At 63.4% G+C, this 24,548-nt stretch carries 22 protein-coding genes; 16 read left to right on the top strand and 6 right to left on the bottom strand.

Features of this window, described 5'->3' with window-relative positions:
* Positions 1-52: 52 nt before the first annotated feature.
* Together F759_RS0104135 and F759_RS0104130 are read left to right on the top strand one after the other, a co-directional pair.
* Positions 53-946, top strand: coding sequence for an SDR family oxidoreductase (locus tag F759_RS0104135; protein ID WP_027798739.1), 894 nt, complete (start codon positions 53-55; stop codon positions 944-946).
* 73 nt (positions 947-1,019) lie between these two features.
* On the top strand, positions 1,020-1,979 hold the full coding sequence (locus F759_RS0104130) for an alpha/beta hydrolase (protein ID WP_027798738.1): 960 nt from the start codon (positions 1,020-1,022) through the stop codon (positions 1,977-1,979).
* Here F759_RS0104130 and F759_RS0104125 read toward each other — a convergent pair whose 3' ends face one another.
* Positions 1,980-2,897 carry an NRDE family protein gene (locus tag F759_RS0104125; protein WP_027798737.1) on the bottom strand — a complete coding sequence of 306 codons (918 nt, stop codon included), beginning with the start codon at positions 2,895-2,897 and terminating at the stop codon, positions 1,980-1,982.
* Positions 2,898-3,038: 141 nt separating this feature from the next.
* The gene (gene ygfZ, locus F759_RS0104120) at positions 3,039-4,139 is read right to left on the bottom strand and encodes a CAF17-like 4Fe-4S cluster assembly/insertion protein YgfZ (RefSeq protein WP_027798736.1); all 1,101 of its coding nucleotides are present in this window, start codon (positions 4,137-4,139) and stop codon (positions 3,039-3,041) included.
* A gap of 78 nt (positions 4,140-4,217) precedes the next feature.
* On the opposite strand from ygfZ, the gene mltG reads away from it, so the two are divergent.
* The 11 genes from mltG (at position 4,218) to F759_RS0104060 (ending at position 15,771) form a co-directional block, all read left to right on the top strand.
* Positions 4,218-5,228: an endolytic transglycosylase MltG gene (mltG, locus tag F759_RS0104115; protein WP_027798735.1), complete on the top strand. Its 1,011-nt coding sequence runs from the start codon at positions 4,218-4,220 to the stop codon at positions 5,226-5,228.
* Positions 5,228-5,848: a dTMP kinase gene (gene tmk / locus F759_RS0104110; protein WP_027798734.1), complete on the top strand. Its 621-nt coding sequence runs from the start codon at positions 5,228-5,230 to the stop codon at positions 5,846-5,848. The genes mltG and tmk overlap by 1 nt, the downstream gene beginning before the upstream one ends.
* A gap of 92 nt (positions 5,849-5,940) precedes the next feature.
* Complete coding sequence (locus F759_RS0104105; RefSeq protein WP_027798733.1) at positions 5,941-6,975, top strand: DNA polymerase III subunit delta'; 1,035 nt, start codon at positions 5,941-5,943, stop codon at positions 6,973-6,975.
* 93 nt (positions 6,976-7,068) lie between these two features.
* Positions 7,069-7,593, top strand: coding sequence for a GNAT family N-acetyltransferase (locus F759_RS0104100; RefSeq protein WP_027798732.1), 525 nt, complete (start codon positions 7,069-7,071; stop codon positions 7,591-7,593).
* Positions 7,594-7,627: 34 nt separating this feature from the next.
* Positions 7,628-8,422 carry a TatD family hydrolase gene (locus F759_RS0104095; protein ID WP_027798731.1) on the top strand — a complete coding sequence of 265 codons (795 nt, stop codon included), beginning with the start codon at positions 7,628-7,630 and terminating at the stop codon, positions 8,420-8,422.
* A gap of 47 nt (positions 8,423-8,469) precedes the next feature.
* Complete coding sequence (locus tag F759_RS0104090) at positions 8,470-9,204, top strand: ankyrin repeat domain-containing protein (protein ID WP_027798730.1); 735 nt, start codon at positions 8,470-8,472, stop codon at positions 9,202-9,204.
* Positions 9,205-9,381: 177 nt separating this feature from the next.
* Complete coding sequence (locus tag F759_RS0104085; RefSeq protein ID WP_006048979.1) at positions 9,382-9,738, top strand: Rap1a/Tai family immunity protein; 357 nt, start codon at positions 9,382-9,384, stop codon at positions 9,736-9,738.
* 438 nt (positions 9,739-10,176) lie between these two features.
* Positions 10,177-11,412, top strand: coding sequence for a mechanosensitive ion channel family protein (locus F759_RS0104075; RefSeq protein ID WP_027798729.1), 1,236 nt, complete (start codon positions 10,177-10,179; stop codon positions 11,410-11,412).
* Between the two features lie 346 nt (positions 11,413-11,758).
* Positions 11,759-13,168: an alpha,alpha-trehalose-phosphate synthase (UDP-forming) gene (otsA, locus tag F759_RS0104070; protein WP_027798728.1), complete on the top strand. Its 1,410-nt coding sequence runs from the start codon at positions 11,759-11,761 to the stop codon at positions 13,166-13,168.
* 100 nt (positions 13,169-13,268) lie between these two features.
* Positions 13,269-14,432 (top strand): AAA family ATPase, encoded by a 1,164-nt coding sequence (locus tag F759_RS0104065; RefSeq protein WP_027798727.1) that lies wholly within the window; start codon positions 13,269-13,271, stop codon positions 14,430-14,432.
* Between the two features lie 271 nt (positions 14,433-14,703).
* Complete coding sequence (locus F759_RS0104060) at positions 14,704-15,771, top strand: glycosyltransferase family 4 protein (protein WP_027798726.1); 1,068 nt, start codon at positions 14,704-14,706, stop codon at positions 15,769-15,771.
* Between the two features lie 346 nt (positions 15,772-16,117).
* Here F759_RS0104060 and F759_RS0104055 read toward each other — a convergent pair whose 3' ends face one another.
* The 3 genes from F759_RS0104055 to F759_RS0104045 all read right to left on the bottom strand — a co-directional run bounded on the left by F759_RS0104055 (position 16,118) and on the right by F759_RS0104045 (position 18,041).
* Complete coding sequence (locus F759_RS0104055) at positions 16,118-16,705, bottom strand: BPSL1445 family SYLF domain-containing lipoprotein (RefSeq protein ID WP_027798725.1); 588 nt, start codon at positions 16,703-16,705, stop codon at positions 16,118-16,120.
* A 366-nt stretch (positions 16,706-17,071) separates the two neighbouring features.
* Complete coding sequence (locus tag F759_RS0104050) at positions 17,072-17,521, bottom strand: hypothetical protein (protein ID WP_027798724.1); 450 nt, start codon at positions 17,519-17,521, stop codon at positions 17,072-17,074.
* Positions 17,522-17,747: 226 nt separating this feature from the next.
* Positions 17,748-18,041, bottom strand: coding sequence for a PsiF family protein (locus F759_RS0104045; RefSeq protein ID WP_027798723.1), 294 nt, complete (start codon positions 18,039-18,041; stop codon positions 17,748-17,750).
* A 445-nt stretch (positions 18,042-18,486) separates the two neighbouring features.
* Between F759_RS0104045 and F759_RS0104030 the strand changes: the two genes are divergently transcribed.
* A complete protein-coding gene (locus tag F759_RS0104030) occupies positions 18,487-18,783 on the top strand; it encodes a YciI-like protein (RefSeq protein ID WP_027798722.1) in 297 nt (98 codons plus the stop codon).
* 580 nt (positions 18,784-19,363) lie between these two features.
* The gene (locus tag F759_RS0104020) at positions 19,364-20,767 is read left to right on the top strand and encodes a transposase (protein WP_027798720.1); all 1,404 of its coding nucleotides are present in this window, start codon (positions 19,364-19,366) and stop codon (positions 20,765-20,767) included.
* A gap of 158 nt (positions 20,768-20,925) precedes the next feature.
* On the opposite strand, the gene F759_RS0104015 is transcribed toward F759_RS0104020, so the two are convergent.
* Positions 20,926-22,491 carry a mannose-1-phosphate guanylyltransferase/mannose-6-phosphate isomerase gene (locus F759_RS0104015; protein ID WP_027798719.1) on the bottom strand — a complete coding sequence of 522 codons (1,566 nt, stop codon included), beginning with the start codon at positions 22,489-22,491 and terminating at the stop codon, positions 20,926-20,928.
* A gap of 643 nt (positions 22,492-23,134) precedes the next feature.
* Between F759_RS0104015 and F759_RS0104010 the strand changes: the two genes are divergently transcribed.
* Positions 23,135-24,532: an undecaprenyl-phosphate glucose phosphotransferase gene (locus tag F759_RS0104010; protein ID WP_027798718.1), complete on the top strand. Its 1,398-nt coding sequence runs from the start codon at positions 23,135-23,137 to the stop codon at positions 24,530-24,532.
* Positions 24,533-24,548 lie beyond the last annotated feature (16 nt).

The raw sequence follows: 24,548 nt of genomic DNA, 5'->3' as shown, positions 1-24,548 counted from the left end.
CCGCAGCCGCACCCGCGCTTGCAACCGCACCCGCACACAAAGGAGTCCACGGATGTTCGAATTTGCAGGCAAGGTCGCGGTTATTACCGGCGCGGCGAGCGGCTTCGGCCACGCGTTCGCGCAAAAGGGCGCGGCGCTGGGAATGAAGCTTGTGCTCGCCGACGTGAACCCCGACGCGCTCGCGCAAGCTGTCGACGCGTTGCGCGCGGCAGGCGCCGAGGCGATAGGCGTGCCGACCGACGTGTCGAGCGCAACCCAGGTCGAGGCGCTCGCGCAAACCGCGCTCGATGCATTCGGCAAGGTGCATCTGCTGTTCAACAACGCGGGCGTGGGCTCGGGCGGCTTCCTGTGGGAGAGTTCGGCCAACGACTGGTCATGGGTATTCGGCGTGAACGTCATGGGCGTCGCGCATGGCGTGCGTGTGTTTGCGCCGATCATGCTGGCGCAGAACGAACCCGCGCATATCGTCAACACCGCATCCGTCGCGGGCCTGTTGTCGCCGCCTGCGATGGGCGTCTACAACGCGTCGAAACATGCGGTCGTGTCGCTCACCGAGACGCTCTATCACGATCTGCACATCGCGCAGGCCGGGCGTGACGCGAGCGGCCGCGTCGGCTGTTCGCTGCTATGTCCCGCGTTCGTGCCGACCGGCATCGCCGATGCCGAGCGCGCGCGGCCCGCTGATCTGCGCAACGAGAGCCGCCCGACGCGCTCGCAGATCGCCGCCGGCAAGCAATTGCAGCGTGCAGTGCAATCGGGCAAGCTCAGTGCCGCCGATGTCGCCGGCATCACGTTTGAGGCCATCGCCGCGCGGCGTTTCTATATCGTCACGCATCCGGCCATCATGGCGACGGTGAAACTGCGTCACGAGGACATCGAGCAGTTGCGCGATCCCACCGATCCGATGTCGCTGAAACCCGAAGTCAAGCACGCCGGTTCGGACTAAAAAAACCGCTTGCTGCGCGCAGTGCCGCGCGCCTCTTTTCAACCTTCGGCGCCTGAGCGCCATCCGACGTCACATGCCGCTGAATCCGAAGATCGAGCAGGTGCTCGACATGATCGCGCGCGCGAAGCGCCCCAAGCTCCATGAAATGACCGCGCAAGCGGCGCGCGCGTCTTATGAAAAAAGTGCGCCGATTCTCGAGATCGCGAGCGCGCCGATGTTCGCGGTCGAAGACCTGCGTGTACCGACGCGCGAAGGGGCAGCGATCCGCGCGCGTCTTTATCAGCCCGTCGAGCCGAGTTGGGCCGAGCCGGCTCCGGCATTGATCTACTATCACGGCGGCGGCTTCACGGTCGGCAGCGTCGATACGCACGATGCGCTGTGCCGAATGTTCGCGCGCGATGGAAAATGCGCGGTGCTGTCGGTCGATTACCGGCTCGCGCCGGAATACAAGTTCCCGACCGCCGTCGACGACGCCTTCGCCGCGCTCACGTGGCTGCACGCGCACGCCGCGGAATTCGGCATCGACACGAAACGGCTCGCGGTAGGCGGCGACAGCGCGGGCGGCACGCTGGCCACGGTCTGCGCGGTGCTGGCGCGCGATGCCGGCATCGACGTCTCGCTGCAATTGCTGATCTATCCGGGCACGACCGGCTATCAGCGGACCGATTCGCACTCGCGCCTCGCCGACGGCTTCCTGCTTTCCGGCGCGACGATCCGATGGTTCTTCGATCAATACGTGCGCGACGCGAGTGATCGTGACGACTGGCGTTTCGCGCCGCTCGACGGCAAGCGCGGCGCACCCGACTTCGGCGGACTAGCACCAGCCTGGATTGCGACCGCCGAATACGATCCGCTGAGCGACGAGGGCGACGCTTACGCGGCGAAACTGCGCAGCTATGGCAATGAGGTCACGCTCAGGCGCTACCCGGGCATGATCCACGAGTTCTTCAAGATGGGCGGCTTCGTGCCTGATGTCGCGCACGCGCACGCGGAGGCCGCCGCGGCGTTGCGCGCGGCCTTCGGGGTGGAATGATTACGCGATTTCCCGCTCGACGTTGAACGCGAAGCTGCGTTCGAAGTCGCCCGGCCGCACGATGCGGTGCGAGCCGTTGTCGTCGCTACGCTCGGCAACCGCCACGCTGACCATCTCCTCGTTGGCGAGCACCCGCAGCGCCGTCGTGCCGCGCGTGCCGTACTCGGGCGTTTCGATGAATGCCGCCGACAGCGCCCGTTCGCGCTCGAGCGCAATGCCGGTGGAGGGCAATTCATCGTCGGGGGCGACGCGCGGGTCACGCATCAGGTCGATCAGGCGCTCGAGCGGCGGCATCAGGTTGCGCGTGAGCAGCGCGCTCAACTCGGCCCGCTTTCTGACGAGCTTCGGCCACGCGGTGTCGAGTATCGCGTTCGAAATGCCGTGCGTGCCGGGCGCGAGCAGCGCCGGCGCGAGGTTCGAGCGGTTGCAGTACCAGGCGAGTTCGCGGCGCGTCCAGTCGCCGACCAGCAGGTTGAAGCCGTTGTAGATGTCGCCGGTTTGCGCCACGCGGTGCAGATAGGCAAGGGGCGTTTCATGCGCGCTGCCGTTTGCGCTTCCGTTCGAGGCGGAGTCGGCGGTCGAATCGGGATCGGAGTTCGCGCCAGAGTCTGGACCGGAGTTCACCCCGTAGTGCGCTGAAACCAGCCAGTCGCTGACGAGCGTGCCGCGGGTCGGCGCATCGGCGCGCGTTTCGTGCGGCGCGCGGTAATTGGTCAGCGCGGCAAAGCGGCCGTCGCGCGACATGCCGAGCCACGTTCCGCCGCCCAGCAGATCGCGGCCGGCCAGCACGCCCGGCGCATCACCCCACCAGGCGATCGGCTCGGCCGTGCGCCGGAAGAACTCATCGCGATTGGCGGCGAGCGTGAAGAGCGGGCCATCGACCGCATCGGGTCGCCAGTCGAAGACGATCAGGCACATCGGGGGCGTCTCCCGGTAGGGCGCTTTAAAAACAGGATCGCGCGCGGACAAAGATTCAGGCGAAGACGCCGGCAACAAGCAATGGCTTCACCAAGCGGCGCCTTTTCATCGAACTGCGCAGCGCGGCATCTTCGAGGCCGCTTAAACCTCGGTGGGCAGGCCGTACGGAAGCGCGAGGAACCGCAGCGCCGGGCCATCCGCCGCGCCCAGATGCACCGAGCCGCTTTCGAGCGCCGCGAGCTTGATCTCCACCAGCAGATCCACACCACCGTCGCGCGCCGCCGCCGCGTTCACCACCATGCCGCACGGCTGGCCCGGATCGTCCGACTGAAAAAGTTCGGCGCCGGCCTTCACGGTATCGAGTTCGCCCGCCACGTTGGCGAGCGACGTGCGCCGCTTGATCGTGCCGCGATACTGGCTGCGCGCCACCACCTCCTGGCCCGGATAGCAGCCCTTGCGGAAATTGACCGCGCCGAGCACGTCGAAATTGACCATTTGCGGCACGAACTGTTCGACCACCGGCTGCGTGATGCGCGGCTCGCCCGCGCGAATGTCGAGCCAGTCCCAAACCGCCGGCGAAACCTGCTTCAGTTTTTCACCGAGCAGCGGCAAGTGAGCTTCGACCTGCGCTTTCGGCCCGATCCATAGATAACGCAGACGCTCGGCCGCGTCGGGCACGCGAATCAGCGAGCCGGCCGCGCCGTCCACCTTCACGTGAACGCCGTCGGGCAGCGCGTCGAACACCCCGGAGAGCGCCTTGCGGACATCGCCCGCGAGGCCGATCACCGCGAGTTCGCCGCTGGCATCCACGAGTTTCGCCTTGGCGCGCAGGACAAACATGGACAAGCGCTTCTGCACTGCGGCCTGCACGTCTTTCGAGACCAGCAGGCGGATCGTGTCGCCGCTGCGCCACGTCAGAAACGACGCCAGCAGCCGCCCCTTTGCCGAGCAGTAGCCCGCAAGGCGCGCGTTGGCGGCGTCGAGATGCTGCGTGTCGTTGGTCAACTGTCCGTGCAGGAAGCTCGCGGCGTCGTCGCCGGTGGCGTCGATCACGCCGAACTGCATGAGCGCCATGTAGGCGCCGTGTTGGAGCACGGCGTCGAATTCATCGGCGGACGGACGCGGCAGCACCGGTAGTGCCGTGCCCGACTGACCTGACGGCGTGCCGGCGACTGCGGCGGGAACAGTGCCTGAAGGGGAGCCTGAAGGAGTGCCTGAAGCGGTAGTGAGCGGTGTGTTCATGGATTCCGGGAACAGTCAATTCTGACTTTAGCTAAGGCAAACAAGTATTATATGCAGTCCAACCCAGCCACGTTTCGCATGTCCCTCCTGAAGAAATGTTTGATAGCCGGCTCGATCGTCGTCGTGCTGGCCGCAGCCGCGATTGCTGGCGGATACCACTGGGCCAACAGCCCGCTCGAACTGAACCCCGCGCAACTCGACGTCACCGTCAAGCCGCACAGCAGTCTGCGCAGCGTCACGCTGCAGTTGAACCGCGGCGGCGTGCCGGTCGAACCCGAACTGTTTATCGTCATGACGCGGCTGCTCGGCCTTCAGAGCGAACTGAAGTCGGGCAATTACGAGTTCAAGACCGGCGTGACGCCGTATGAAGTGCTGCAAAAAATCGCTCGCGGCGACGTCAACGAATACGTTGCGACCATCATCGAAGGGTGGACGTTCAAGCGCATGCGCGCGGAACTGGACGCCAATCCGGCGCTCAAGCACGACAGCATCGGGATGGACGACGCGCAACTAATGAGCGCAATCGGCGCGCCGGAGGCGTCGCTCGGTAACGGCGAAGGGCTGTTTTTCCCCGATACATACCTGTTCGACAGGAACACGAGCGATCTCGACGTGTACCGCCGCGCATATCGGCTGATGCGCGCGCGTCTGGACGAAGCGTGGCTCGCGCGCGCGCCGAACCTGCCGTACAAGACGCCGTATGATGCGCTGATCATGGCGTCGATCATCGAAAAGGAAACCGGCAAGAAATCCGACCGGGCGATGGTCGCGGCGGTGTTCGCGAACCGTCTGCGCGCGGGCATGCCGCTGCAAACCGACCCAACCGTGATCTACGGCATGGGCGAGAGCTATACCGGCCACATCCGCAAGAAAGACCTGCAAACGGACACTCCCTACAATACCTACACCCGAATGGGCTTGCCGCCCACGCCCATCTCGCTGCCCGGGGTCGCGTCGCTGCAAGCGGCGATGAACCCCGCGCAAACGAGCGCGTTGTACTTCGTCTCGCGCGGCGACGGCAGCAGCATTTTTTCGGACACCCTCGGCGATCACAACAAGGCCGTGGACAAATACATTCGAGGGCAATAATGACGCGCGGCAAATTCATCACGTTCGAGGGCATAGACGGCGCCGGCAAGACGACGCATCTGGCCTGGTTCCGCGAGCGGCTCGAACAGAAAGTGGCGGCCACCGGCCGCTCAGTGGTCATGACACGCGAGCCGGGCGGCACGCCGCTTGGCGAGCAGATTCGCGAAATCGTGCTGCATCAGAAGATGGATCTCGAAACGGAGGCGCTGCTGATGTTCGCGCTGCGCCGCCAGCATCTGGCCGAAGTGATCGAACCTGCGCTCGCGCGCGGCGACTGGGTATTGTCCGACCGCTTCACCGACGCCACCTTTGCCTACCAGGGCGGTGGCCGCGGGCTGCCGCGCGACAAGCTCGAAACGCTGGAACGGTGGGTGCAGGGCGGCTTCCAGCCGGATCTGACGGTGCTGTTCGACCTCGCGCCCGAGATCGCCAACGAAAGGCGCAGCGCGGCGCGCGACCCGGATCGTTTCGAGAGCGAATCGACCGCGTTTTTCGACCGCACCCGGGCCGAATATCTGCGTCGCGCGGAAGAAGCGCCTTATCGTTTCGCTATCATTGACTCTTCGCAGAGCATTGCGCGAATCCAGAAACAACTCGAGCAAATGCTCGCAAGCCTTTGATTTTTAATTATCATAAGTGCAGCTGATACGAGCGCAACCGCTCATCTTTCACATCAAGTAGCGATTCTAACTGACTGAATTTAAAGAAAATAATGATTTATCCGTGGCAAACCGATGACTGGAACCGCCTGCAGCAATTGCGCGACCACTGGCCGCACGCGTTGCTGCTGCATGGGCAGGCGGGCATCGGCAAGCTGCGCTTCGCGCAGCATCTCGCCCAAGGTCTGCTGTGCGAGGACCGGCGGGCGAACGGCGAACCGTGCGGCGCGTGCGTCGCGTGCAACTGGTTCGCGCAAGGCAATCATCCTGATTACCGGATCGTCGTGCCGGAGGCGCTGGCCGCCGAAGCCGGCATCGGCAACGGCGCTGACGAGAAAGCCGAAAAAGCCGATACGGACGATGGCAAAAAAACGCGCGCGCCCAGCAAGGAAATCAAGATCGAGCAGATTCGCGGCTTGCTGGACTTCGTCGGCGTGGGTTCGCACCGCGGCGGCGCGCGCGTGGTCGTGCTGGCTCCAGCGGAAGCGCTGAACATCGCCGCGGCCAACGCGCTGCTGAAGACGCTCGAAGAACCGCCCGCGGGCGTCGTGTTCCTGATGGTGTCGGCGCGCATCGACCGGCTGTTGCCCACCATCATCAGCCGCTGCCGGCAATGGCCGATGAGCCTGCCGGCGCCGCAAGCCGCGACCCAGTGGCTCGCGGCGCAAGGCGTGGCTGAGGCGCCGGCGTTGCTCGCCGAAGCGGGCGGCGCGCCGCTGACCGCACTCGCGCTTGCCAGCGACGAAAACCGTGCGCTGCGCGACTGGACGCTCAAGCAACTGGCCGCCGGCCCCGAGTGCGACGCCTTTGCCTGCGGTGAGGCGCTGCAAAAGCTGCCGGTGCCGCTCGTACTCGGCTGGCTGCAACGCTGGATGTACGATCTGCTCGCGCAGCGCACGGCCGGCGCGCCGCGGTATTTTCCGCAGGCGTCGGCGGCGCTGACGCGCTGCGCGTCGCAAGCCGACGCGAGCGCGTTCGCCCGTTTCACGCGGGCGGTAACGCGTCAGCGGGCGGTCGAGAATCATCCGCTGAACGCACGGCTCGTGTTCGAGGAGCTGTTTCTTGGCTACCGCGAGCTCTTTGCGTGACGCGATGCCGCGCGGCCTTCCGCACGGCGAGCGTCGTGTCACCCGTTAGCGCGTTACCCGTTAGCCAGTCCTTCATTCCAATCAGAAAGCACCATGAGCCTGTCTTACCGCGATGCCACGCTCGACGATCTACCCGCCATCGTCGCCATTTACAACTCGACGGTAGCGTCACGCCAGGTGACCGCGGACCTCGAACCGGTCGGCGTCGAAAGCCGAATTGGATGGTTTCACGCGCATGGGCCGCAGAAACGTCCGCTGTGGGTCGTCGAAGATGCTGAACAACCCGGCCGCGTGATTGCGTGGCTCAGTTTTTCGGACTTCTATGGCCGTCCTGCCTATCAGCGCACCGCCGAAGTCAGCATCTATCTCGATGAGAGCGCGCGCGGCAAGGGCCTCGGCAAGCAGTTGCTGGCGGCCTCGCTGGCGGCGGCGCCGGCGCTGGGAATCGACACCGTGCTGGGATTTATCTTCGGTCACAATGAGGCGAGCCTGCGCCTCTTTCGCGGCTTCGGTTTCGACACGTGGGGCTCGCTGCCGCGCGTGGCCGTGCTGGACGGCGTCGAGCGCGATCTGGTAATCCTCGGCAAGCGCCTCGACGCGCACGGCGCGGCAGCCTGAGCCGCCTCGCGCCATTCATTTGCAGGACATCATCATGTTTGTCGATTCGCACTGTCACATCAATTTCGAAGGACTCGCCGACCGCCTGCCGCAGGTGCTCGAGAATATGCGCAGCCATTCGGTCACGCACGCGCTGTGTGTGTCGGTGGATCTCGAAACGCTGCCGTCCGTGCTCGACATCGCGAGCCGGCACGAGAACGTCTATGCGTCCGTGGGCGTGCATCCGGATCACGAGGACATGCGTGAGCCGAGCGTCGCCGAACTGGTCGAACTGGCCGAACATCCGAAGGTGGTCGCAATCGGCGAGACGGGCCTCGATTACTACCGCCTGGAAGGCCGCTCGATCGCCGACATGGAATGGCAGCGCGAGCGTTTTCGCACACATATCCGCGCCGCGCACGCGACCGGCAAGCCGCTCATCGTCCACACACGATCTTCGTCGGAAGACACGCTGCGCATCATGGCCGAGGAGTGCGCGAGCGAGCCGGGCGGCGTCATGCATTGCTTCACCGAGCCGTGGGCCGTGGCCGAACAGGCGCTCGCGCAGAATTTTTACATTTCGCTGTCGGGTATCGTCACGTTCAAAAGCGCGACGGATGTGCAGGACGTCGCGCGCCGCGTGCCTCTGGAGCGCCTGCTGATCGAAACCGATTCGCCGTACCTCGCGCCGGTGCCGTATCGCGGCAAGCCTAATGAACCTGCGTACGTCAGTTATGTCGGACGTTTCATTGCGCAGCAGCGCGAAATGACCGACGAGGCGCTGGCCGCCGCGACGACGCAGAACTTTTTCCGCCTTTTCAAGCTTCCGGCGCCGAATGGTGCGCGGTGAAAGACGCATAAATATCAATAGGATAGGGGCGAACCCTAAAGTAGAATATGACAAACGACTCGAAGTTGATCCACGCACGACAAGCCACCCAGACAGGCCGGGGCGCGTCGGCGCGCCGCGGCTTCTCGCGCGCCGCGTTGGCGGCCACGCTCGCGTGCGCCGCGCTGAGTTCGCTGATCGCCGCGCCGGTTCAGGCCGCGCCGATCGACTCGTTGATCAAATCGGTCAAATTCGACGACGTCGACGGCGTCAGGAAACTGCTTGCGAAGGGCATGGATCCGAACAGCGTCGATAACCAGGGCATGCCGCTTCTCGTGCTGGCCGCACGCGAGAAATCGGACAAGGTCGGCGCCGTGTTGCTCGCGAATCCGAAGACCAACGTCGAGATCGAGGACAAAGCCGGTGAAAACGCGATGATGATGGCCGCGCTGAACGGCGACCTGGACTTCGTCAAGCAGTTGATCGCCAAGGACGCCGAAGTGAACAAGAAGGGCTGGGCGCCGCTGCACTACGCCGCCGCGAACGGCCACGACGACATCGTGAAACTGCTGCTCGACCATTCTGCGTACGTCGATGCAGGCTCCCCGAACGGCACCACGCCGCTGATGATGGCCGCGCGAGGCGGTCATGTGTCGACGGTGAAACTGCTGCTCGACAACGGCGCGGACCTCACGGTCAAGAACCAGATTGGCCTCACGGCGCTCGATTTCGCGAAGACCTACAAGGAGCCGGACGTGGTCGAAGGCCTGACCGCGCGTCTGCAACAGATGCAGCAAAAGTAGAGCGCGCGGCGAAGCGGCGTGCGCCGGTCTTCGCCGCCGATAAGCCTGAAGATGGCGGCTGCCGGCCTGCTGCCGCATCGTAAAACAGTGCAGAATGACGACTTTGTTGCGGCGCGTGCGCGCGCCATCCGATTGCGGCAACAGACCGCCTGATAAACGACCCTGGAAAGGAACACCATGCTGCGGGCTTTGATTTTCGCCAGCGCGTTTGCCGTACCGTTATCGGCAGCCGCGTTTACGGGGGGCGACCTCAACAAGCTGTGCACCAAGACCGACGTGGCGTCGCGCAGTGCGTGCGCCGCGTACATCGAAGGCGCCGCCGACGGCATCTTCAATACCATCGACGCGATCGGCGGCACCACGGGGCCGCGCGTCGGACAGTATTTCTGCTTGCCGCAGGACGCGCGCTCGGCGCAACTCACGGATGCGGTACGCAAGTACATCGCGGAAAATCCGATCGTCGCGGGCTACAACGCGAGCACGGCGATCTCTCTGGGACTTGGCAAGGCGTTTCCTTGCAAAAGCGGAAGTTGACGCGAACTGAGATGCGCTGCGGCTCGCACGCGGCGCGTTGCTTTGCGATGTATCGGGTGTCTGGCCCATCCGGTGTATCAGACGTATCGGACGTCAAGCCGATTGGGCCGCTAGCGTTTGTCTCGCGGCGTTTGTCTCGCGGCGTTTGCGTTGAAGCGGCGGTTTGCGTTAAAGCGGCGTTGCGATTGCGTTTGCCGCATGCCGCGAACACGTTCCACGATGAGCCGGGCGCCACTATTAGCGGGCGGCACCGGCTCCAGAAGCGGGCCGCTGGATTTGATTCGCACCCGCGTCGAAGGCGCCTCACGGTGTTTTTCACCGCGCTTTCACGAGCGCGCCCGACAGGTTTATCCCGCGGCGCGCATCACGCTGTGCTGGCGCCGCGCCTCATCGCCGCCGGCCTGTCCACACTCAATCGAAAAGGAGATTGTCCCCTTCATGCCTTTTCTCGATGAACTCAACCACCTTGACCGCATCGCCGAAGCGCCACTGCATACGTGGCTCGGCGCATTGATCGTCTCGATCGTCGCCGTGCTGGTCGCGATCGGCGTGCACCGCGTGGGCGCCCGTATCGTCACGCGGATCGCTCGGCCTTATCCGCTCACGAGCGTCGTGCTCCGCTATATCGACAAGCCGTCGCTGTTCGTGCTGATCATCCTCGCTCTCGAAGCCGTATGGTGGGAGGCGCCGGACACGCTCACCTTCATCTCGCCGCTGCGCGACGCCGCGGCTATCGCGCTGATCGGCGCGTTGACGTGGTTGTCCGTGCGTTCCGCGGCGGCCATCGGCGAGGCCATCATCCAGGCCCATCCGCTTGATACCGCCGACAACCTGCAGGCGCGCCGCATCCACACGCAGGCGAGGGTGCTCGCACGTTCGGTGATGCTCGTGATCGTGATTGTCGGCGTCGGCGGCGCATTGATGACCTTTCCGAATGTCCGGCAGATCGGCGCGAGCCTGCTTGCGTCGGCGGGCGTGGCAGGCCTCGTTGCCGGTATCGCGGCGCGGCCGGTCCTCGGCAATCTGATTGCCGGCTTGCAGATTGCACTCTCGCAGCCAATCCGGCTCGACGATGTTGTCGTTATTCAGGGCGAATGGGGGCGTATCGAGGAGATCACCGGCACGTATGTATCGGTGCGTCTGTGGGACCAGCGGCGGCTGATCGTGCCGCTGCAATGGTTTATCGAAAACCCGTTCTCGAACTGGACGCGCAGCAGTTCGCAAATTATCGGCACGGTGTTTCTCTACGTCGATTACCGGATGCCGCTCGCGCCGCTGCGCGAGGAACTCGCGCGCATCGTCGAAGCGGCGCCCGAGTGGGACCAGCGCGTGCAGGTGCTGCAAGTCACCGAGGGCACCGAGCGCTCGATGCAATTGCGCGCGCTCGTCAGTTCGCTCGATTCGGGCCTGAACTGGGATTTGCGTTGTCGCGTGCGGGAGGGACTGCTCGACTTCATCCAGAAGCACTATCCGCAGTATCTGCCGCGCGCGCGTGCGGAAGTGTCGGCGGAACTCGAAAACGGCAAGGGCGAACCGCTCGACTGGGTGCCGCGTGGCGCGCGCACGCCGGCCGGCAGCACGGCGGCGCATACTGAGGCCGACCCGGTGGCGAGCCGCCCCGGGCAGGCGGCCAGCGCGGCAACGCCGGCACACAAGGTAAAGGAAACGGCCTAGCGGGCGGCAGACAGGCGGCTGGCAGGACAGCGTGCGTATGGCCTGCGCAGAGCGACGCGCTGAAAGCGCTGAGCGATGGATGGACCGGCGGAAAACTGGTGGCGGAAACGTCTGAAAGACTCGCGACGAATGCGTAAAGGAAAAGCCGAAAAGCTCGTGAAAAGCGTTTGCACCGGGCTTTCGGCTCCGACTGCCTGTAGTCCGATGCAACCGATCGGTCGTCAAGGGGTCGAACCGTCGACTTACTTATGAACCTGGCGCGGCATGGCGTGCACTCTGCGAAAAAGTTGTCGTGGCGCCGGCTGCACTGTGGCAAATGCCGCGCCAAACAAGGAGGACTTGCAACATGGGCCGACTGATCGTCGTGTCGAATCGCGTCGCAACGCCAACGGAAACCAAAGGATCGGCGGGCGGCCTTGCTGTCGGCGTGTTCGGTGCGCTGAAGGATGCGGGAGGCGTATGGTTCGGATGGAGCGGCGACGTGGTCAGCGAGACCGTCGCCAACGCGGGCCCGACGCTCGAACAGGATGGCGCCGTCACCTTCGCCACCGTGGGCCTCACGCGCAAGGACTACGACCAGTACTACCGCGGCTTTTCAAATGCGACGCTGTGGCCGGTGTTCCACTACCGCAACGACCTCGCCCGTTATGAGCGCGAGGAGTACGCGGGCTACCGGCGCGTCAACGCGTGGCTTGCCCACAAGCTGATCAAGCTGCTCGAACCCGACGACGTGATCTGGATTCACGACTACCACCTGATCCCGTTCGCCGAAGCGCTGCGCAGCGAAGGGATCACGAACCGCATCGGCTTCTTTCTGCACATTCCGTTTCCGGCGCCGCAGATCCTGCTCAACATTCCGCCGCACGAGGAACTGGTGAAGTCGCTGTCGTGCTACGACCTGCTGGGTTTCCAGACTGCGACCGATCAGGAGGCGTTCCACGACTACGTGACCCGGCACGCGCGCGGCACGGTGTCCAACGGCATGGTCGAAGCGTTCGGCCGCAAGCTGCGTACGGGCGTGTACCGCATCGGCGTATTTCCGGACGAGATCGCCGAGCAGGCGAAGCGCTACGAAAGCCGTCAGCATGTGCTCGATCTGAAGCAGAGTCTCGAAGGCCGCAAGCTGATCATGAGCGTCGACCGGCTCGATTATTCGAAAGGGCTCGTCGAACGTTTTCGCGCGTTCGAGCATCTGCTGGAACGCTCGCCCGAATGGCGCGGCAACGTCACGCTCGTGCAGATTGCGCCGCCCACGCGCTCCGACGTCGCCACCTACCAGAAGATCCGTCAGGATCTGGAGTACGAAGCAGGGCGAATCAACGGGCGGTATTCAGGACTCGACTACACGCCGATCCGCTACCTGAACCAGCAATACGACCGCTGGAAATTGATGTCGCTGTTCCGCGAATCGCAGATCGGCTTCGTCACGCCGTTGCATGACGGCATGAACCTCGTCGCGAAGGAATATGTCGCCGCGCAAAATCCGGACGATCCGGGCGTGCTCGTGCTGTCCATTTTCGCGGGCGCGGCGGATGAGCTCACAGGCGCGCTGCTCGTGAATCCGCACGATGCGATCGGCATGTGCGAGGCGTTGCAGCGCGCGCTGCAAATGCCGCTCGACGCGCGTCAGCGGCGTCATGAGATCAACATGGCGGCGCTGCGCAAGAACGATCTTGGCGTGTGGCGCGACAGCTTCCTGCGCGATCTGCGTAGCGTGCCGGTGCAGGAGCCGGGCAAGGGCGGCGGCCACAAGTGATGGATTGCTCGAAACGGCACAGCGCGCGCATGGACCGGCAGCGCGAGCACGGTGGCATAGCAAGCGCGCCCCGACAGGCATCGCATCCGTGGATGGCGGCGTGCTGAGCGCGCTCGCCATCGCGGGTTACCGGTCGTTACGCGAATTGATCGTGCCGCTCGGCCGGCTCAACGTCATTACAGGTGCGAATGGCAGCGGCAAGTCGAGCGTATATCGTTCGCTGCGTCTGCTTGCCGACACCGCGCGTGGCGGCGTGATCACCTCGCTCGCGCGCGAAGGCGGCTTGCCGTCCACCTTATGGGCCGGTCCCGAGCGTTTTTCGCGGGGCATGCTGAGCGGCGAATTCGAGGTTCAAGGCACGACCCGCAACGCACCGGTGAGCCTGCGGCTCGGGTTCGCGGGCGAACAGTTCAGTTATGCGATCGATCTCGGGCTGCCGCATCCGGGTACAAGCCAGTTCGTGCTCGATCCCGTCATCAAACGCGAGTGCATCTGGAGCGGACCTGTGCTGCGGCCTTCGGCGTTGCTGGTCGACCGGCACGGCGCGGCGCTGCGCACCCGCGATGAAAACGGCGACTGGCAAACGGTCCCGCAGCCGGTCGCGAGCTTCGACAGCATGATGACCGAGTTCGCCGACCCGCGCTCCGCGCCGGAGATGATCGCGGTGCGCGAGCAGATCCGCTCGTGGCGCTTCTACGACCATTTCCGCACCGACGCGGACGCGCCCGCGCGCATGCCGCAAATCGGCACGCATACGCCGGTGCTGTCCGACGACGGCGCCGATCTCGCCGCGGCTTTGCAAACCATTCGCGAGATCGGCGATCCGGCGGCGCTCGATGCCGCGATCGACGATGCGTTTCCCGGCTCGCGGCTCGAGATCGCGACACAGGACGGCCGCTTCGAAGTGCTGATGCAGCAACACGGCCTGCTACGCCCGCTGAAGGGCGCGGAATTGTCGGACGGGACTTTGCGCTATCTGTTGCTGGTGGCCGCACTGTTGACGCCGCGTCCGCCTGCGCTGCTGGTGCTGAACGAGCCGGAAACCAGTTTGCATCCGGACCTGTTGCCGGCGCTCGCACGCCTTATTACGCAGGCCGCCGCACATTCGCAGGTACTCGTGGTGTCGCACGCGGCGCGGCTGATCGCGGCACTCGAACGCGAAGACGCGAGCGAATCGATCGTGCTCGAGAAGCACTTTGGCGCAACGCGTCTCGCGGATGCGGACGAGCGCGACCTGCCGGCGTGGAAGTGGCCGGCCCGCTGAAGGAGCAAGGGCGCAGCGGATGCGCGCGTATTTCGCTGCTCCGCGCGATGTAAGCTGAATGTAACAGCGCCCAATAAATGCAATACCGGGCGCTTTTTAGCCCCTACCAGGGAATAATGCTCCGATGCATGTGGTGCGCGCGCCGCCGCCCGCGCATCAATCGAAGGACGAAAGACCGGCGCTCAGATTCGGCGCCACTGACGGCGAGCGCGGCAAAAGTTCGTGTCTGAACATAAGTCGGGCCGCAAGCCATCAGTTTACGGAGACAACTATGAAGATTGCGCAGATCGCCCCCTTGACCGAATCGGTGCCGCCGAAGCTGTATGGCGGCACGGAGCGCGTCGTGTCGTACATCACCGAGGCGCTCGTCGAACTCGGCCATGACGTGACGCTGTTCGCAAGCGGCGACTCCGTGACGAGCGCCAGGCTCGAGGCCGTATGGCCGCGCGCGCTGCGCCTCGATCCCGGGATTCGCGACCGCGTGGCGCCGCACATGCTGTTGATGGAACTCGTGCGCCGCCAGGCCGAGGATTTCGACGTGCTGCATTTTCACCTGGACTATTACTCGTTCTCAGTCTTCAAGCGCCAGGAGACGCCGTTCGTCACGACCATGCACGGCCGTCTCGATCTGCCCGAACAACAGCCGGTGTTCGACACGTTCAACACCGCGCCGGTCATTTCGATTTCGAATGCGCAGCGGCATCCGTTGCCGCAAGCGCGCTGGCTGACCACGGTTTATCACGGCCTGCCTGAGCAGCTTTACACGCCGCAGCCGGTCGAGCAGAAGTACCTCGCTTTCCTCGGGCGCATTTCGCCTGAAAAACGCGTCGATACTGCGATCCGCATTGCCGGGCGTTGCGGCATGCCGATTCGCATCGCCGCCAAGGTCGACACCGCGGATCGCGAATATTTCGAGCGCGATATCCGGCCGCTGCTGGACTTGCCGCACGTCGAGTTCATCGGCGAGATCGCCGATCATCAGAAGGCCGACTTCCTGTCGGGCGCGCATGCGCTGCTGTTTCCGATCGACTGGCCGGAGCCTTTCGGCCTCGTCATGATCGAGGCAATGGCTTGCGGCACGCCGGTCGTTGCGTTCAACCGTGGCTCGGTGCCGGAAGTGCTCGAAGACGGGCTGACGGGTTTTATCGTCGAAGACGAAATCGGTGCCGTTGCAGCGGTCAACCGCTTGCACAAGATGCCGCGTGCGGGCGTGCGGCAACGCTTCGAGGAGCGCTTCACATCGCACCGGATGGCGCAGCAGTATGTGGATGCGTATCAGTCGGTGATCCGCGCGCAGAAGCGTTCGCGCTTCAAAGTGGTGGACAGCTCGGGGCGTTGATCGCCGCGAGCGGGCGCGGCGGCCGGTTCAGCACGGCCGGCCATTTGCGCAGCGTGCGGATTTTGCCGATTATTCATCGTGCGAATTTGCGTTGGGCCCGGCAGCGTTGCTGTTGTGCCAGCGAAGGTCCAGCTGCAGGTCTAACGCAAAACGCCGACAAGGCCGGCGCCCACAGCGCAACCGACCTCTTGCCGAGATTTCGCGCGCGGCGTCAAATGGGGCGGATCTAACCTGGCAGGCGCGCGCCCAGCTCGCGCTCCCGGGCACCGTTGCAGGGATCACGCACATCAGGCGCCCCGCAAACGTCCAGGCGTTATGCCAAGCCGCTAGCGAGCCGCCACGTCCCTTAAATTTTCAGGCGCGAAACCTTTGTGCCCTGCAGCGACAGGTCGCCCATCAATCCGGCATTGGTCAGCACGAATACCTCGACGGGCGCCGTGGCCGTGTTGCTGTCGATCGCGCCATTCGCGCCCATCTTCACTAACGCGACCGACGCGTCGCCGCCCACCGACCAGCCGTCGGCATTGCGGAATTTGTCGAGTGCGTCCTGCGTCATGAACAGGAAGATGATGGCCTTCGATTGCGCGCCGGCTTGCAGGCCGAACGAGCCCGAGATCGTGCTGTAGTAGCCGACCGTGCTGCCGCCCACGCGCAGCGAGCCTTCGCCGTACTGGCCGCCGACAATGAAGCCCGCTTGCAGCACAGACGGGAACACGAGCACGCCGCGCGCCTTCGAGACGAGTTCACGCGAGCCCTTCACGGTCGTGTACAGCCTCGACATGGTGCCTTCGACGCTGGCATCGATCGACTGGCGTTTGGATGCGTCGGTGGCCGCGGTGTCGTGGCCGCCCGTATTGGTGGTACAACCGGCGAGTGCAAGGCCTCCGAAAGCGAGCGCAGCGGTAGTCTTCAACATGAAGTGTCGTCTTTGCATCGTTTTTCTCCGTATGGTTCCGGGGCGCAGCCGCGGAAGTCGCGCGGCTGCCTTTGAGTTATATCACACGGCGCGCCAAATGGCGCCCTTGCGCGCAAGGCGAAAGCCTTATGCGGCGGGGCTTTGCGGCACATCCGAAAAGACGCGCTGTAAATTTGACCGGCCCCGCGGCTCGCCCTCGCGGGTCGCACAATGCGCAATCGAACGGCTTTCAGCGCCAGGCATTTCGACGGCGCCAGCCCGGCGGCGGGAGGATGGAAAGGCGCGCCCGCGCCCATTTTTACCGATTCGGGCACCGGCAATTCGCGTTGCAATCGAATCGGAAGTGTTGCCTCAATGCAGCAGACTCGCGACGTCCGCATGCTATCAGCCGTGGTTGGCCGGGCTCTTGACCGGCGACGGGCGCCTCAACGCGCGGCGCACCCCGCCGATCACCACACCGATGAAAAGCAGCGTAATCGCCGGCACGATCCAGTAGCCGACAAACGCATGCCATAGATAAGCCATCAGAGTAGAGCGGCGCACACCGTATTCGTTGCGCGCGTCCTGCTGACGCGGCGCGTTGGCCGCGAGCACATCGGCGGGACAACCGGCGGCTTGCGCCTCGTCGGGCTTGCCGTGGCAGCGGGCGGGGGCGCCCGCGGCGCGCTGTGCGTCGGTGAAATTCCAGGTGGTCAGCGCGCGCTCCAGGTCGACGGCGTTGTAGGCCATCTCCTCGCGAATTTCGCTGACTGCAACGATCGCCACGGGCACGGCCCAGAATACGATGACGACCAGCCACCGCCTCAACCAGCGGTTTTTATGCTTCGATACCATCCTTGCCTCCAATCGATGCTTTGCGGCATCAACGACAAGATGGCGGCCCGTATGAATGTTGTGTGAGGGTGGGCCGTCTCCGCAGCCATCATAGAAGAAAAACGGCGCGTTCGGGCAGCGGCACCGCGAAGGGCGGGCGAAGCGGGGAAGTGAAAAACGCAAACAGTGTGACGCGATAATCGAGCGCCGCGCGAGGCACGCGGCGCTGTCCGACAAAAACCGCCGCTTAGTTAGCCGGCGCGGACGACAGGCAGCTCTTCATGAACGTCTTGCGTTCGTCACCTTTCTTGCCGGTGGCCTGCACGTTGCACGCCTTCATCTTGTCCTGCTGGCTCATCGGCGCGGCGGCCGGCTTGGCCGACAGGCAGGTTTTCATGAACGCCTTGCGCTCGTCGCCTTTCTTGTCGGCGGCCTGCTTGTTGCAGTCTGCCATCTTCGTTTGCTGGCTGTTCTGTGCGAACGCGGGCGAGGCGAGTACGGCGCCGAGTACCAGTGCAACGATTGCGGATTGAGTTTTCATGTGACACTCCATCGGTGTGGAAACGTTTGTGGTCTTCATGCACGTGGGCGTCGACGGCATCCGGCCCTCGGCAGGTCCATTATGGCAAATGCTGTCTGCATCAACGGTCAAAACCGCGTTTGCGTTGACAGCGTCGGCCGCGCGTTTTCCCTGACGGAGCGGCGCTTGCGCCATTCGCACGATTGAAACTGGCGCAATCACGGAGATGCCATTATGTTATGCATTGCAGATTAAATCGACAATGCAATTCGGCTTTAATTCGCATGTTGCAGTCGCAGGCGAACGCGCTCAAAAATTCGCGCTGCATTGATTCATTTGCTGCGCGTGCACATGAATGGCAATTCGTAAGGAAATCCTGAGAGAAAATACCCTAAAACCGATTGACACGCAGCGTTGCGCATTTGCCGGCTGTGCCGTGATATCAAGCAAACCAGAGGAGCTTGTCATGCACTATCTATTGAGTTATGACCTCGTGCCAGACTATCTGGAACGGCGCGGCGCACACCGCGAGCGGCATCTGAAGCTCGCGTGGGCCGCAGCAGAGCGCGGCGAACTGCTGCTCGCCGGCGCATTGACCGAACCGGCCGACACTGCTGTGCTGCTCTTTACCGGCGACTCGCCAGCAGCCGCGCAAGCCTTTGCAGAAGCGGATCCCTACGTGCAAGCCGGTCTCGTTACCCGTTGGCGCGTGCGCGAATGGACGACCGTGGTAGGCGAGGGCGCGGCGAGTCCTGTCCGCTAGAAGACGCCAATTAGCGCGTAGGCGCGGCGCCGCGCCTACGCTGTTCACGGAGGCTAGACACAGAGGCTAGAAGGCCGGGTTGCCACATCGGTGTCACCAGACGCTGGCACCGTTGACTCGATGCACGCGCAACGAACGGGGCATGCAGGCGTGCAAAAACTCTGTGGAATTACCGCGCGATGCATCTGTCGAATTCGCATGGGGCTATTCGCGGCTTTTGCTATTTTCGCTGCTCGCAATAGCAAATTCGGTGCTATCGCAGGAAGTATTTCCGTTACCGCATCGCGTGAAATGGTCGAGTGAAGAGTACAAGTTGTTTCTATCCGTAACACTTGTCTCAACGATATTCACGAAAACCCTGGTGATGGTATGCTTCGTGCACAAATTCTCCCACGCACGAGTGAGACCACGTTTTGTGCTTCGCAATAGGGACAAACCGCACTAACACAGGGCGGTATTGATCACCAAACAAAACGTACAAGACATATTTGTGCAACCGAGGGCTACACATGGATCGTGAAGGTTGAATCCGTGGTCAGCCCAAAGCCGCGGCCAGGCCAGGCTGCGTGGAGAAAATCACATGTTTTTCGATGAGCTAAGCAATGACGAATGGGCGCTGCTGGCAGCGCTTGTCTCCGATGAGCCGGCCGTCCGTCTGAACCGACGCGGGCGGCCCCGCGCCGACCCACGTGTCGTGGCCAATGCCGTGTTATGGATTCTGACTACTGGAGAGCCCTGGTCGAAGCTGCCGGGCCGCTATCCGTCGGGTCCCACTTGCCGGCGCCGTTTCGAAGAATGGCAGTTGAACGGCACGCTGCTCGAGATGGTTCGGCTCCTGTCCAGAACCGGACGTACCTTCGCGTATGTCCCGCAACCGGCGGTCCCGGCTGCGGCCAAACCGGCGGGTAAGCCAGCGCTGCCGGTGACGGAAACACCGGGTGCGCGCGACGAGAATCTGCGTGGTGTGTCGTGGAAGAGCCCCGAGTCCTGGCAAGCGCCGGGCACGAACGGCAACGCCTCGAATATGCAGCACGCGGCGGGCGCGTCCCACACGCGCAACTGGCGCTCGGCCGACCCCATCGCGGACATCACGCGTCAGCTGGCAGGTATCGACAACGCCGCGCCGTCTGAAACGTCCACACAGGCCGCATCGCAGGTGATAACGCGCGCGCCGGCCTTGCCCACGCCATCGGTCGTCTACGCGCCGCGCCCCGCGCTGCGTGTCGACCTGCACGCAATGGACGAAGCCAGCGCGGTCGGCACGGCCATGCAGGGTTTGAACTCGGCGATTGCCTCGGCGCGCACAATGCCCGCGGCGGCTGTGCAGCGCAGTCCTTTGTCCACGAGTCTCGCGCCGCGCGGCCGGCAAGTTGCCGAGCGCCACGGCTATCTGATCTACGTCGCGGCCGAGCGTGTGCCTAACGCAATGTACCGCGCATGGGCGGAGATCATGAAGGAGGGCAGGCGTGTCGAGCGATCGGGCCTCGTCGGGCCGCGCTTCGCGGATGCACAGGCCGCCGAGCATTATGCGTTCGAGTGGGCGGCGCAGTGGATCGATCGCGAGTGCTTGACCCTGGCTGCGGCCGAAGCAGCGCCGCAGGCCCGCACGCCGCAACCGCATGCAACGCCCATGCAGACGCACAAGGCCGCGTATGCGCCGAATGCATCGGTGACTCATGCGCCGTATGCGACGGCGCCGGCTCGTCCGTTGCCCGGCACGCGTCATTTGCCGGAACCGGTCGCCGCGCATCACGGTGCGTCGTTGCATGGTCCTCTGAATACATTTCGCGGACCGCTGCGGCGTTATCCCGGCGAACCGGCCGTTGCTGTGACAGCGGCAGGCGCGACGACGATGGTAAGTGCGGTAAATGCAGCAAACGCGGCATCAAGCGCAGCGGCAAGCACGGCAGCCCATGCGGCCACCGAGCGCGACAAGGCGGAGCGTTTTCCGTCGTACACAGAACTCATCTCCCATGCGGGATGAGCAGGCAGTACCCCGCGGCTGTCGGAGCAACCGCCGCAGGTTCCCGCTTCATTCGCTGTGATCATTCGCTGTGATCATTCGCTGTCGTCAGTGGCTGTCGTCGGTCGCTCTACCCAACGCTGTTCCTGCAAGTGACCTCGCGTGCCTGATTCAGTGCGTTACTGGCGTCCGTAGGTATCGTCGAAGCGCACGATATCGTCTTCGCCGAGATACGAACCGGATTGCACCTCGATCATTTCGAGCGGCATCTTGCCGGGGTTCTCGAGACGGTGCGTAACGCCAAGCGGGATATAAGCCGATTCGTTTTCGGAGACGATAAAACGCTCTTCACCTCGCGTGACGAGTGCGGTGCCGCGCACAACGATCCAATGTTCGGCGCGGTGATGATGCATTTGCAGCGAAAGGCGAGCGCCCGGTTTCACGACAATGCGCTTAACCTGGAAGCGCTCGCCGGTATCGACGGAATCGTAGTTGCCCCACGGGCGATGCACCTTGCGATGGTTCGCCGCTTCAATGCCGCCCTCGCTGCGAATGCGGCCCACGATCTTCTTGACGTCCTGCACGCGCGACTTATCCGCGACGAGAATCGCGTCGGCCGTTTCGACGACGACGAGATCGCGCGTGCCCACGCAGGCAATCAGGCGTCCTTCCGAATGGGCGAAGGTGGAGGAGGCGCCTTCGAACATCACGCGGCCGCGGCCCACGTTCTGCTCGGCGTCTTTCTCCGAGATGTCCCAGATCGCGTCCCACGAGCCCACGTCCGACCAGCCCGCCTGCAACGGCACGACCACGCCTGACAGGGCGCCCTGTTCGTTGCCGAGCTGCTCCATCACCGCGTAGTCGATCGAGTTCGAAGGGGACGCACTGAACGCATCGCGCTGCAAGCGGAAAAAGTCGCCGTCGGACTTGCCGCCCGCGTATGCCGCGTCGCACGCTTCGTAGATCGCCGGCTGGAAGTGGCGGATCGCCTTCAGCCACGTCGATGCGCGCATGATGAAAATGCCGCTATTCCACCAGTATTCGCGCGATTCGATATAGCGCTGCGCCAGTTCGAGATGCGGCTTTTCGACGAAGCGGTCGAGCTTGTGCGCGGCGACCGGAGCGCTTGCATCGGCGGCGTCCGCTCCTGGCATTTCATCAGGATTGCCAGGCATGCCGATAGCCGCACCGATTCGAATATAGCCATAGCCCGTTTCCGCGCGTGTCGGCACGATACCCATCGTGACGATATGGCCCGCCGCAGCATGCTGCACGCCCGCGGCCACCGCGGCATGAAATCCGTCGATGTCGGTTACCGCGTGATCCGCGGGCATCACGACCATGATGCCGTCCTCGTCCTGCGCGGCAATCGAAAGCGCGGCCACGGTCAGCGCGGGCGCCGTATCGCGGCCTACCGGTTCCAGAATCAGCCGAGTGGGTTTGCCGCTCGTGCGTAACTGCTCGGCGGTCGTGAAGCGCTGCTCTTCGTTGGCCACCACGACGAGTTGCCCGGTGAGCGGATAGCCGGCCTCGAGCCCGTCGAGACGGCGCGTGGTCGATTGCAGCAGCGAATCTTCGCCGAGCAGGCCGATCAGCTGCTTGGGATGCTGCTCGCGCGACATCGGCCACAAGCGCGTGCCCGAGCCGCCCGCCAGAATCACGGGATGAACCTTGAGCTTGACGTGAGTGGATGTCACTTGCGTGGACCGGGTGTCGGCGGACGTTGCCGTAACCGGAGCTGTCATGATGGACTCCTCGGGGCTGGATGAATGCATCGAGTTTTATCACGAAGCGCGAAATCAATAAAAGCGCGTTAATTGGAAACTATATAAAGCGCGCTATAAAATCCGTCACATTCGTGAACAAAAAATGTCGTCATTATTTTTCAAAAAATAAAATTACAGATAAAAATCAGATGGATAATTTTTGTGCTGGCGCATGAGCCGGAATGCGGCCCGGTTCTTGGCGCACGCGTATCGCATGAACACGGCTGCATGCTCCTATCACGCCGAAATCGCCCATATTGCAGCATTTTCCCGGTAAAAACTGCCGCACAAAATGACAAAAAATGGCGAATTTTTGACCGATACATTTTGAGATTTTTGCGGCCTTGCGGAGCGAATTTTAATAACGCTTTATCTATACCTGAGAAGGACATTCACTCATTCCGAGACGCGTTTTTCACTGCGGCCGAGCATCGGCTTAGCAAAGTGGGAAACGGAATTGCAATTAGCACGGCTTCAATCGGTTTCGCGTCGGGCAATTATTCGCCAACGCGAGTACCGGCGTTGTGCGTGCTGCTGCCGGAGCGATTGAGCCTGGGTATTCCAGGCAACCCGCCGACTAACCAACGGGATGGCACTTGACTGACGAACTGAGGGGCAGCGCATGCTGAGCGTTCTATCGAGAATCATCGACGTCGCGATGGTCGCGCTCGGCGCCGCAATCGCGGCGGCCGTGCACAACGGGAAAGTCGTGTGGCTGGACGATATGCAAAGCGTTTCGCTCGCGTTCGACGTTCTGCTGGCGGTGGTGTTTTTCCCGGCGCTCGGCATCTATCAGTCATGGCGCGGCAAGCCGCTGTACGACCTGCTGTGTCGCGTCGCGGGCGGCTGGGCAATGGTCGAAGTCACCGGTGTGCTGATCAGTTTCAGCCTGCACCTCGCGGACAGCCTGTCGCGCCTGTGGCTCGTCTACTGGGCGCTCGTGACCATCGTGCTGCTGATCGTCACGAAGGTGATCGTCTATTCGATTCTGCGCGGGCTGCGCCGCGAGGGTTTCAATCAGCGCGCGGTGGCGATTGTCGGCGGCGCGCCGTACGGGCGCTTTCTGATCCAGCAGATGCGTAGCCATCCGGATGCGGGCTTTAGCCCGGTCGTGGTGTTCGACGAGGACGGCACGATCAACCACTATGAAGACCCCGACGCGGCTGACGCAATCGAAGACGTCCCCGTCGAGCGCGACTATCAGCGCATGATCCAGCTGGTGCGCCAGCGCGCGATCCGCGAGTTGTGGCTCGCGCTGCCGATCTCGAAGGAGAAGCAGATCCATCGCTTCGTGATGGATCTGCGCAACGACTTCGTGAACATCCGCTTCATTCCGGACGTGCGCAGTCTCACGCTCTTCAATCAGCCGATGGTCGAACTCCTCGGTGTGCCGGCGATCAACCTGGCGGCGTCGCCGATCACCGATTTGCGCGTGCTGCCCAAGCGCATCTTCGACCGCCTCTTTGCGCTCGCCGCATTGACCGCGCTTGCTCCGTTGATGCTCGTGATCGCAGCGATGGTCAAGCTCAGTTCGCCCGGTCCCGTGTTCTTTCGCCAGAAGCGCAAGGGCATCGACGGACACGAGTTCGAGATCTACAAATTCCGCTCGATGAAGATGCACAAGGAAGAGGCCGGCAAGATCACCCAGGCCACGCGGCGCGACCCGCGCATTACCGCGGTGGGCGCGTTCCTGCGTCGCACGAGCCTGGATGAGTTGCCGCAATTCATCAACGTGCTGCGCGGCGAAATGTCGGTGGTCGGGCCGCGTCCGCATGCGCTCGAACACGACGACATCTACAAGGATCTGGTGAAGGGCTACATGCACCGCTATCGCATCAAGCCGGGCATCACGGGATGGGCCCAGATCAACGGCTATCGCGGCGAAACCGACCGCATCGAAAAGATGATGGGGCGCGTGAAGCTCGATCTGTACTACATGCAGCACTGGACCTTCTGGCTCGACATCAAGATCGTCGTGCTGACGCTGTGGAAGGGCTTTGCCGGTAGCAACGCATATTGAACCAACTCAAATTTCC

The sequence above is a fragment of the Paraburkholderia dilworthii genome, from assembly GCF_000472525.1.
GTDB lineage: Bacteria > Pseudomonadota > Gammaproteobacteria > Burkholderiales > Burkholderiaceae > Paraburkholderia > Paraburkholderia dilworthii.
The sequence above is the reverse complement of the archived record's forward strand: the minus strand, read 5'-3'. Positions and strand labels throughout refer to the sequence as shown.

Coding starts and splice junctions, on each gene's coding strand:
- F759_RS0104060 (WP_027798726.1), top strand. CDS start 14,704: ATGAAGATTGCGCAGATCGCCCCCTTGACCGAATCGGTGCCGCCGAAG.
- F759_RS0104105 (WP_027798733.1), top strand. CDS start 5,941: ATGATTTATCCGTGGCAAACCGATGACTGGAACCGCCTGCAGCAATTG.
- F759_RS0104015 (WP_027798719.1), bottom strand. CDS start 22,491: ATGACAGCTCCGGTTACGGCAACGTCCGCCGACACCCGGTCCACGCAA.
- F759_RS0104130 (WP_027798738.1), top strand. CDS start 1,020: ATGCCGCTGAATCCGAAGATCGAGCAGGTGCTCGACATGATCGCGCGC.
- F759_RS0104055 (WP_027798725.1), bottom strand. CDS start 16,705: ATGCAAAGACGACACTTCATGTTGAAGACTACCGCTGCGCTCGCTTTC.
- F759_RS0104050 (WP_027798724.1), bottom strand. CDS start 17,521: ATGGTATCGAAGCATAAAAACCGCTGGTTGAGGCGGTGGCTGGTCGTC.
- F759_RS0104010 (WP_027798718.1), top strand. CDS start 23,135: ATGCTGAGCGTTCTATCGAGAATCATCGACGTCGCGATGGTCGCGCTC.
- F759_RS0104085 (WP_006048979.1), top strand. CDS start 9,382: ATGCTGCGGGCTTTGATTTTCGCCAGCGCGTTTGCCGTACCGTTATCG.
- otsA (WP_027798728.1), top strand. CDS start 11,759: ATGGGCCGACTGATCGTCGTGTCGAATCGCGTCGCAACGCCAACGGAA.
- F759_RS0104075 (WP_027798729.1), top strand. CDS start 10,177: ATGCCTTTTCTCGATGAACTCAACCACCTTGACCGCATCGCCGAAGCG.
- ygfZ (WP_027798736.1), bottom strand. CDS start 4,139: ATGAACACACCGCTCACTACCGCTTCAGGCACTCCTTCAGGCTCCCCT.
- F759_RS0104020 (WP_027798720.1), top strand. CDS start 19,364: ATGTTTTTCGATGAGCTAAGCAATGACGAATGGGCGCTGCTGGCAGCG.
- F759_RS0104090 (WP_027798730.1), top strand. CDS start 8,470: ATGACAAACGACTCGAAGTTGATCCACGCACGACAAGCCACCCAGACA.
- F759_RS0104095 (WP_027798731.1), top strand. CDS start 7,628: ATGTTTGTCGATTCGCACTGTCACATCAATTTCGAAGGACTCGCCGAC.
- F759_RS0104045 (WP_027798723.1), bottom strand. CDS start 18,041: ATGAAAACTCAATCCGCAATCGTTGCACTGGTACTCGGCGCCGTACTC.
- F759_RS0104100 (WP_027798732.1), top strand. CDS start 7,069: ATGAGCCTGTCTTACCGCGATGCCACGCTCGACGATCTACCCGCCATC.
- F759_RS0104125 (WP_027798737.1), bottom strand. CDS start 2,897: ATGTGCCTGATCGTCTTCGACTGGCGACCCGATGCGGTCGATGGCCCG.
- tmk (WP_027798734.1), top strand. CDS start 5,228: ATGACGCGCGGCAAATTCATCACGTTCGAGGGCATAGACGGCGCCGGC.
- F759_RS0104135 (WP_027798739.1), top strand. CDS start 53: ATGTTCGAATTTGCAGGCAAGGTCGCGGTTATTACCGGCGCGGCGAGC.
- mltG (WP_027798735.1), top strand. CDS start 4,218: ATGTCCCTCCTGAAGAAATGTTTGATAGCCGGCTCGATCGTCGTCGTG.
- F759_RS0104030 (WP_027798722.1), top strand. CDS start 18,487: ATGCACTATCTATTGAGTTATGACCTCGTGCCAGACTATCTGGAACGG.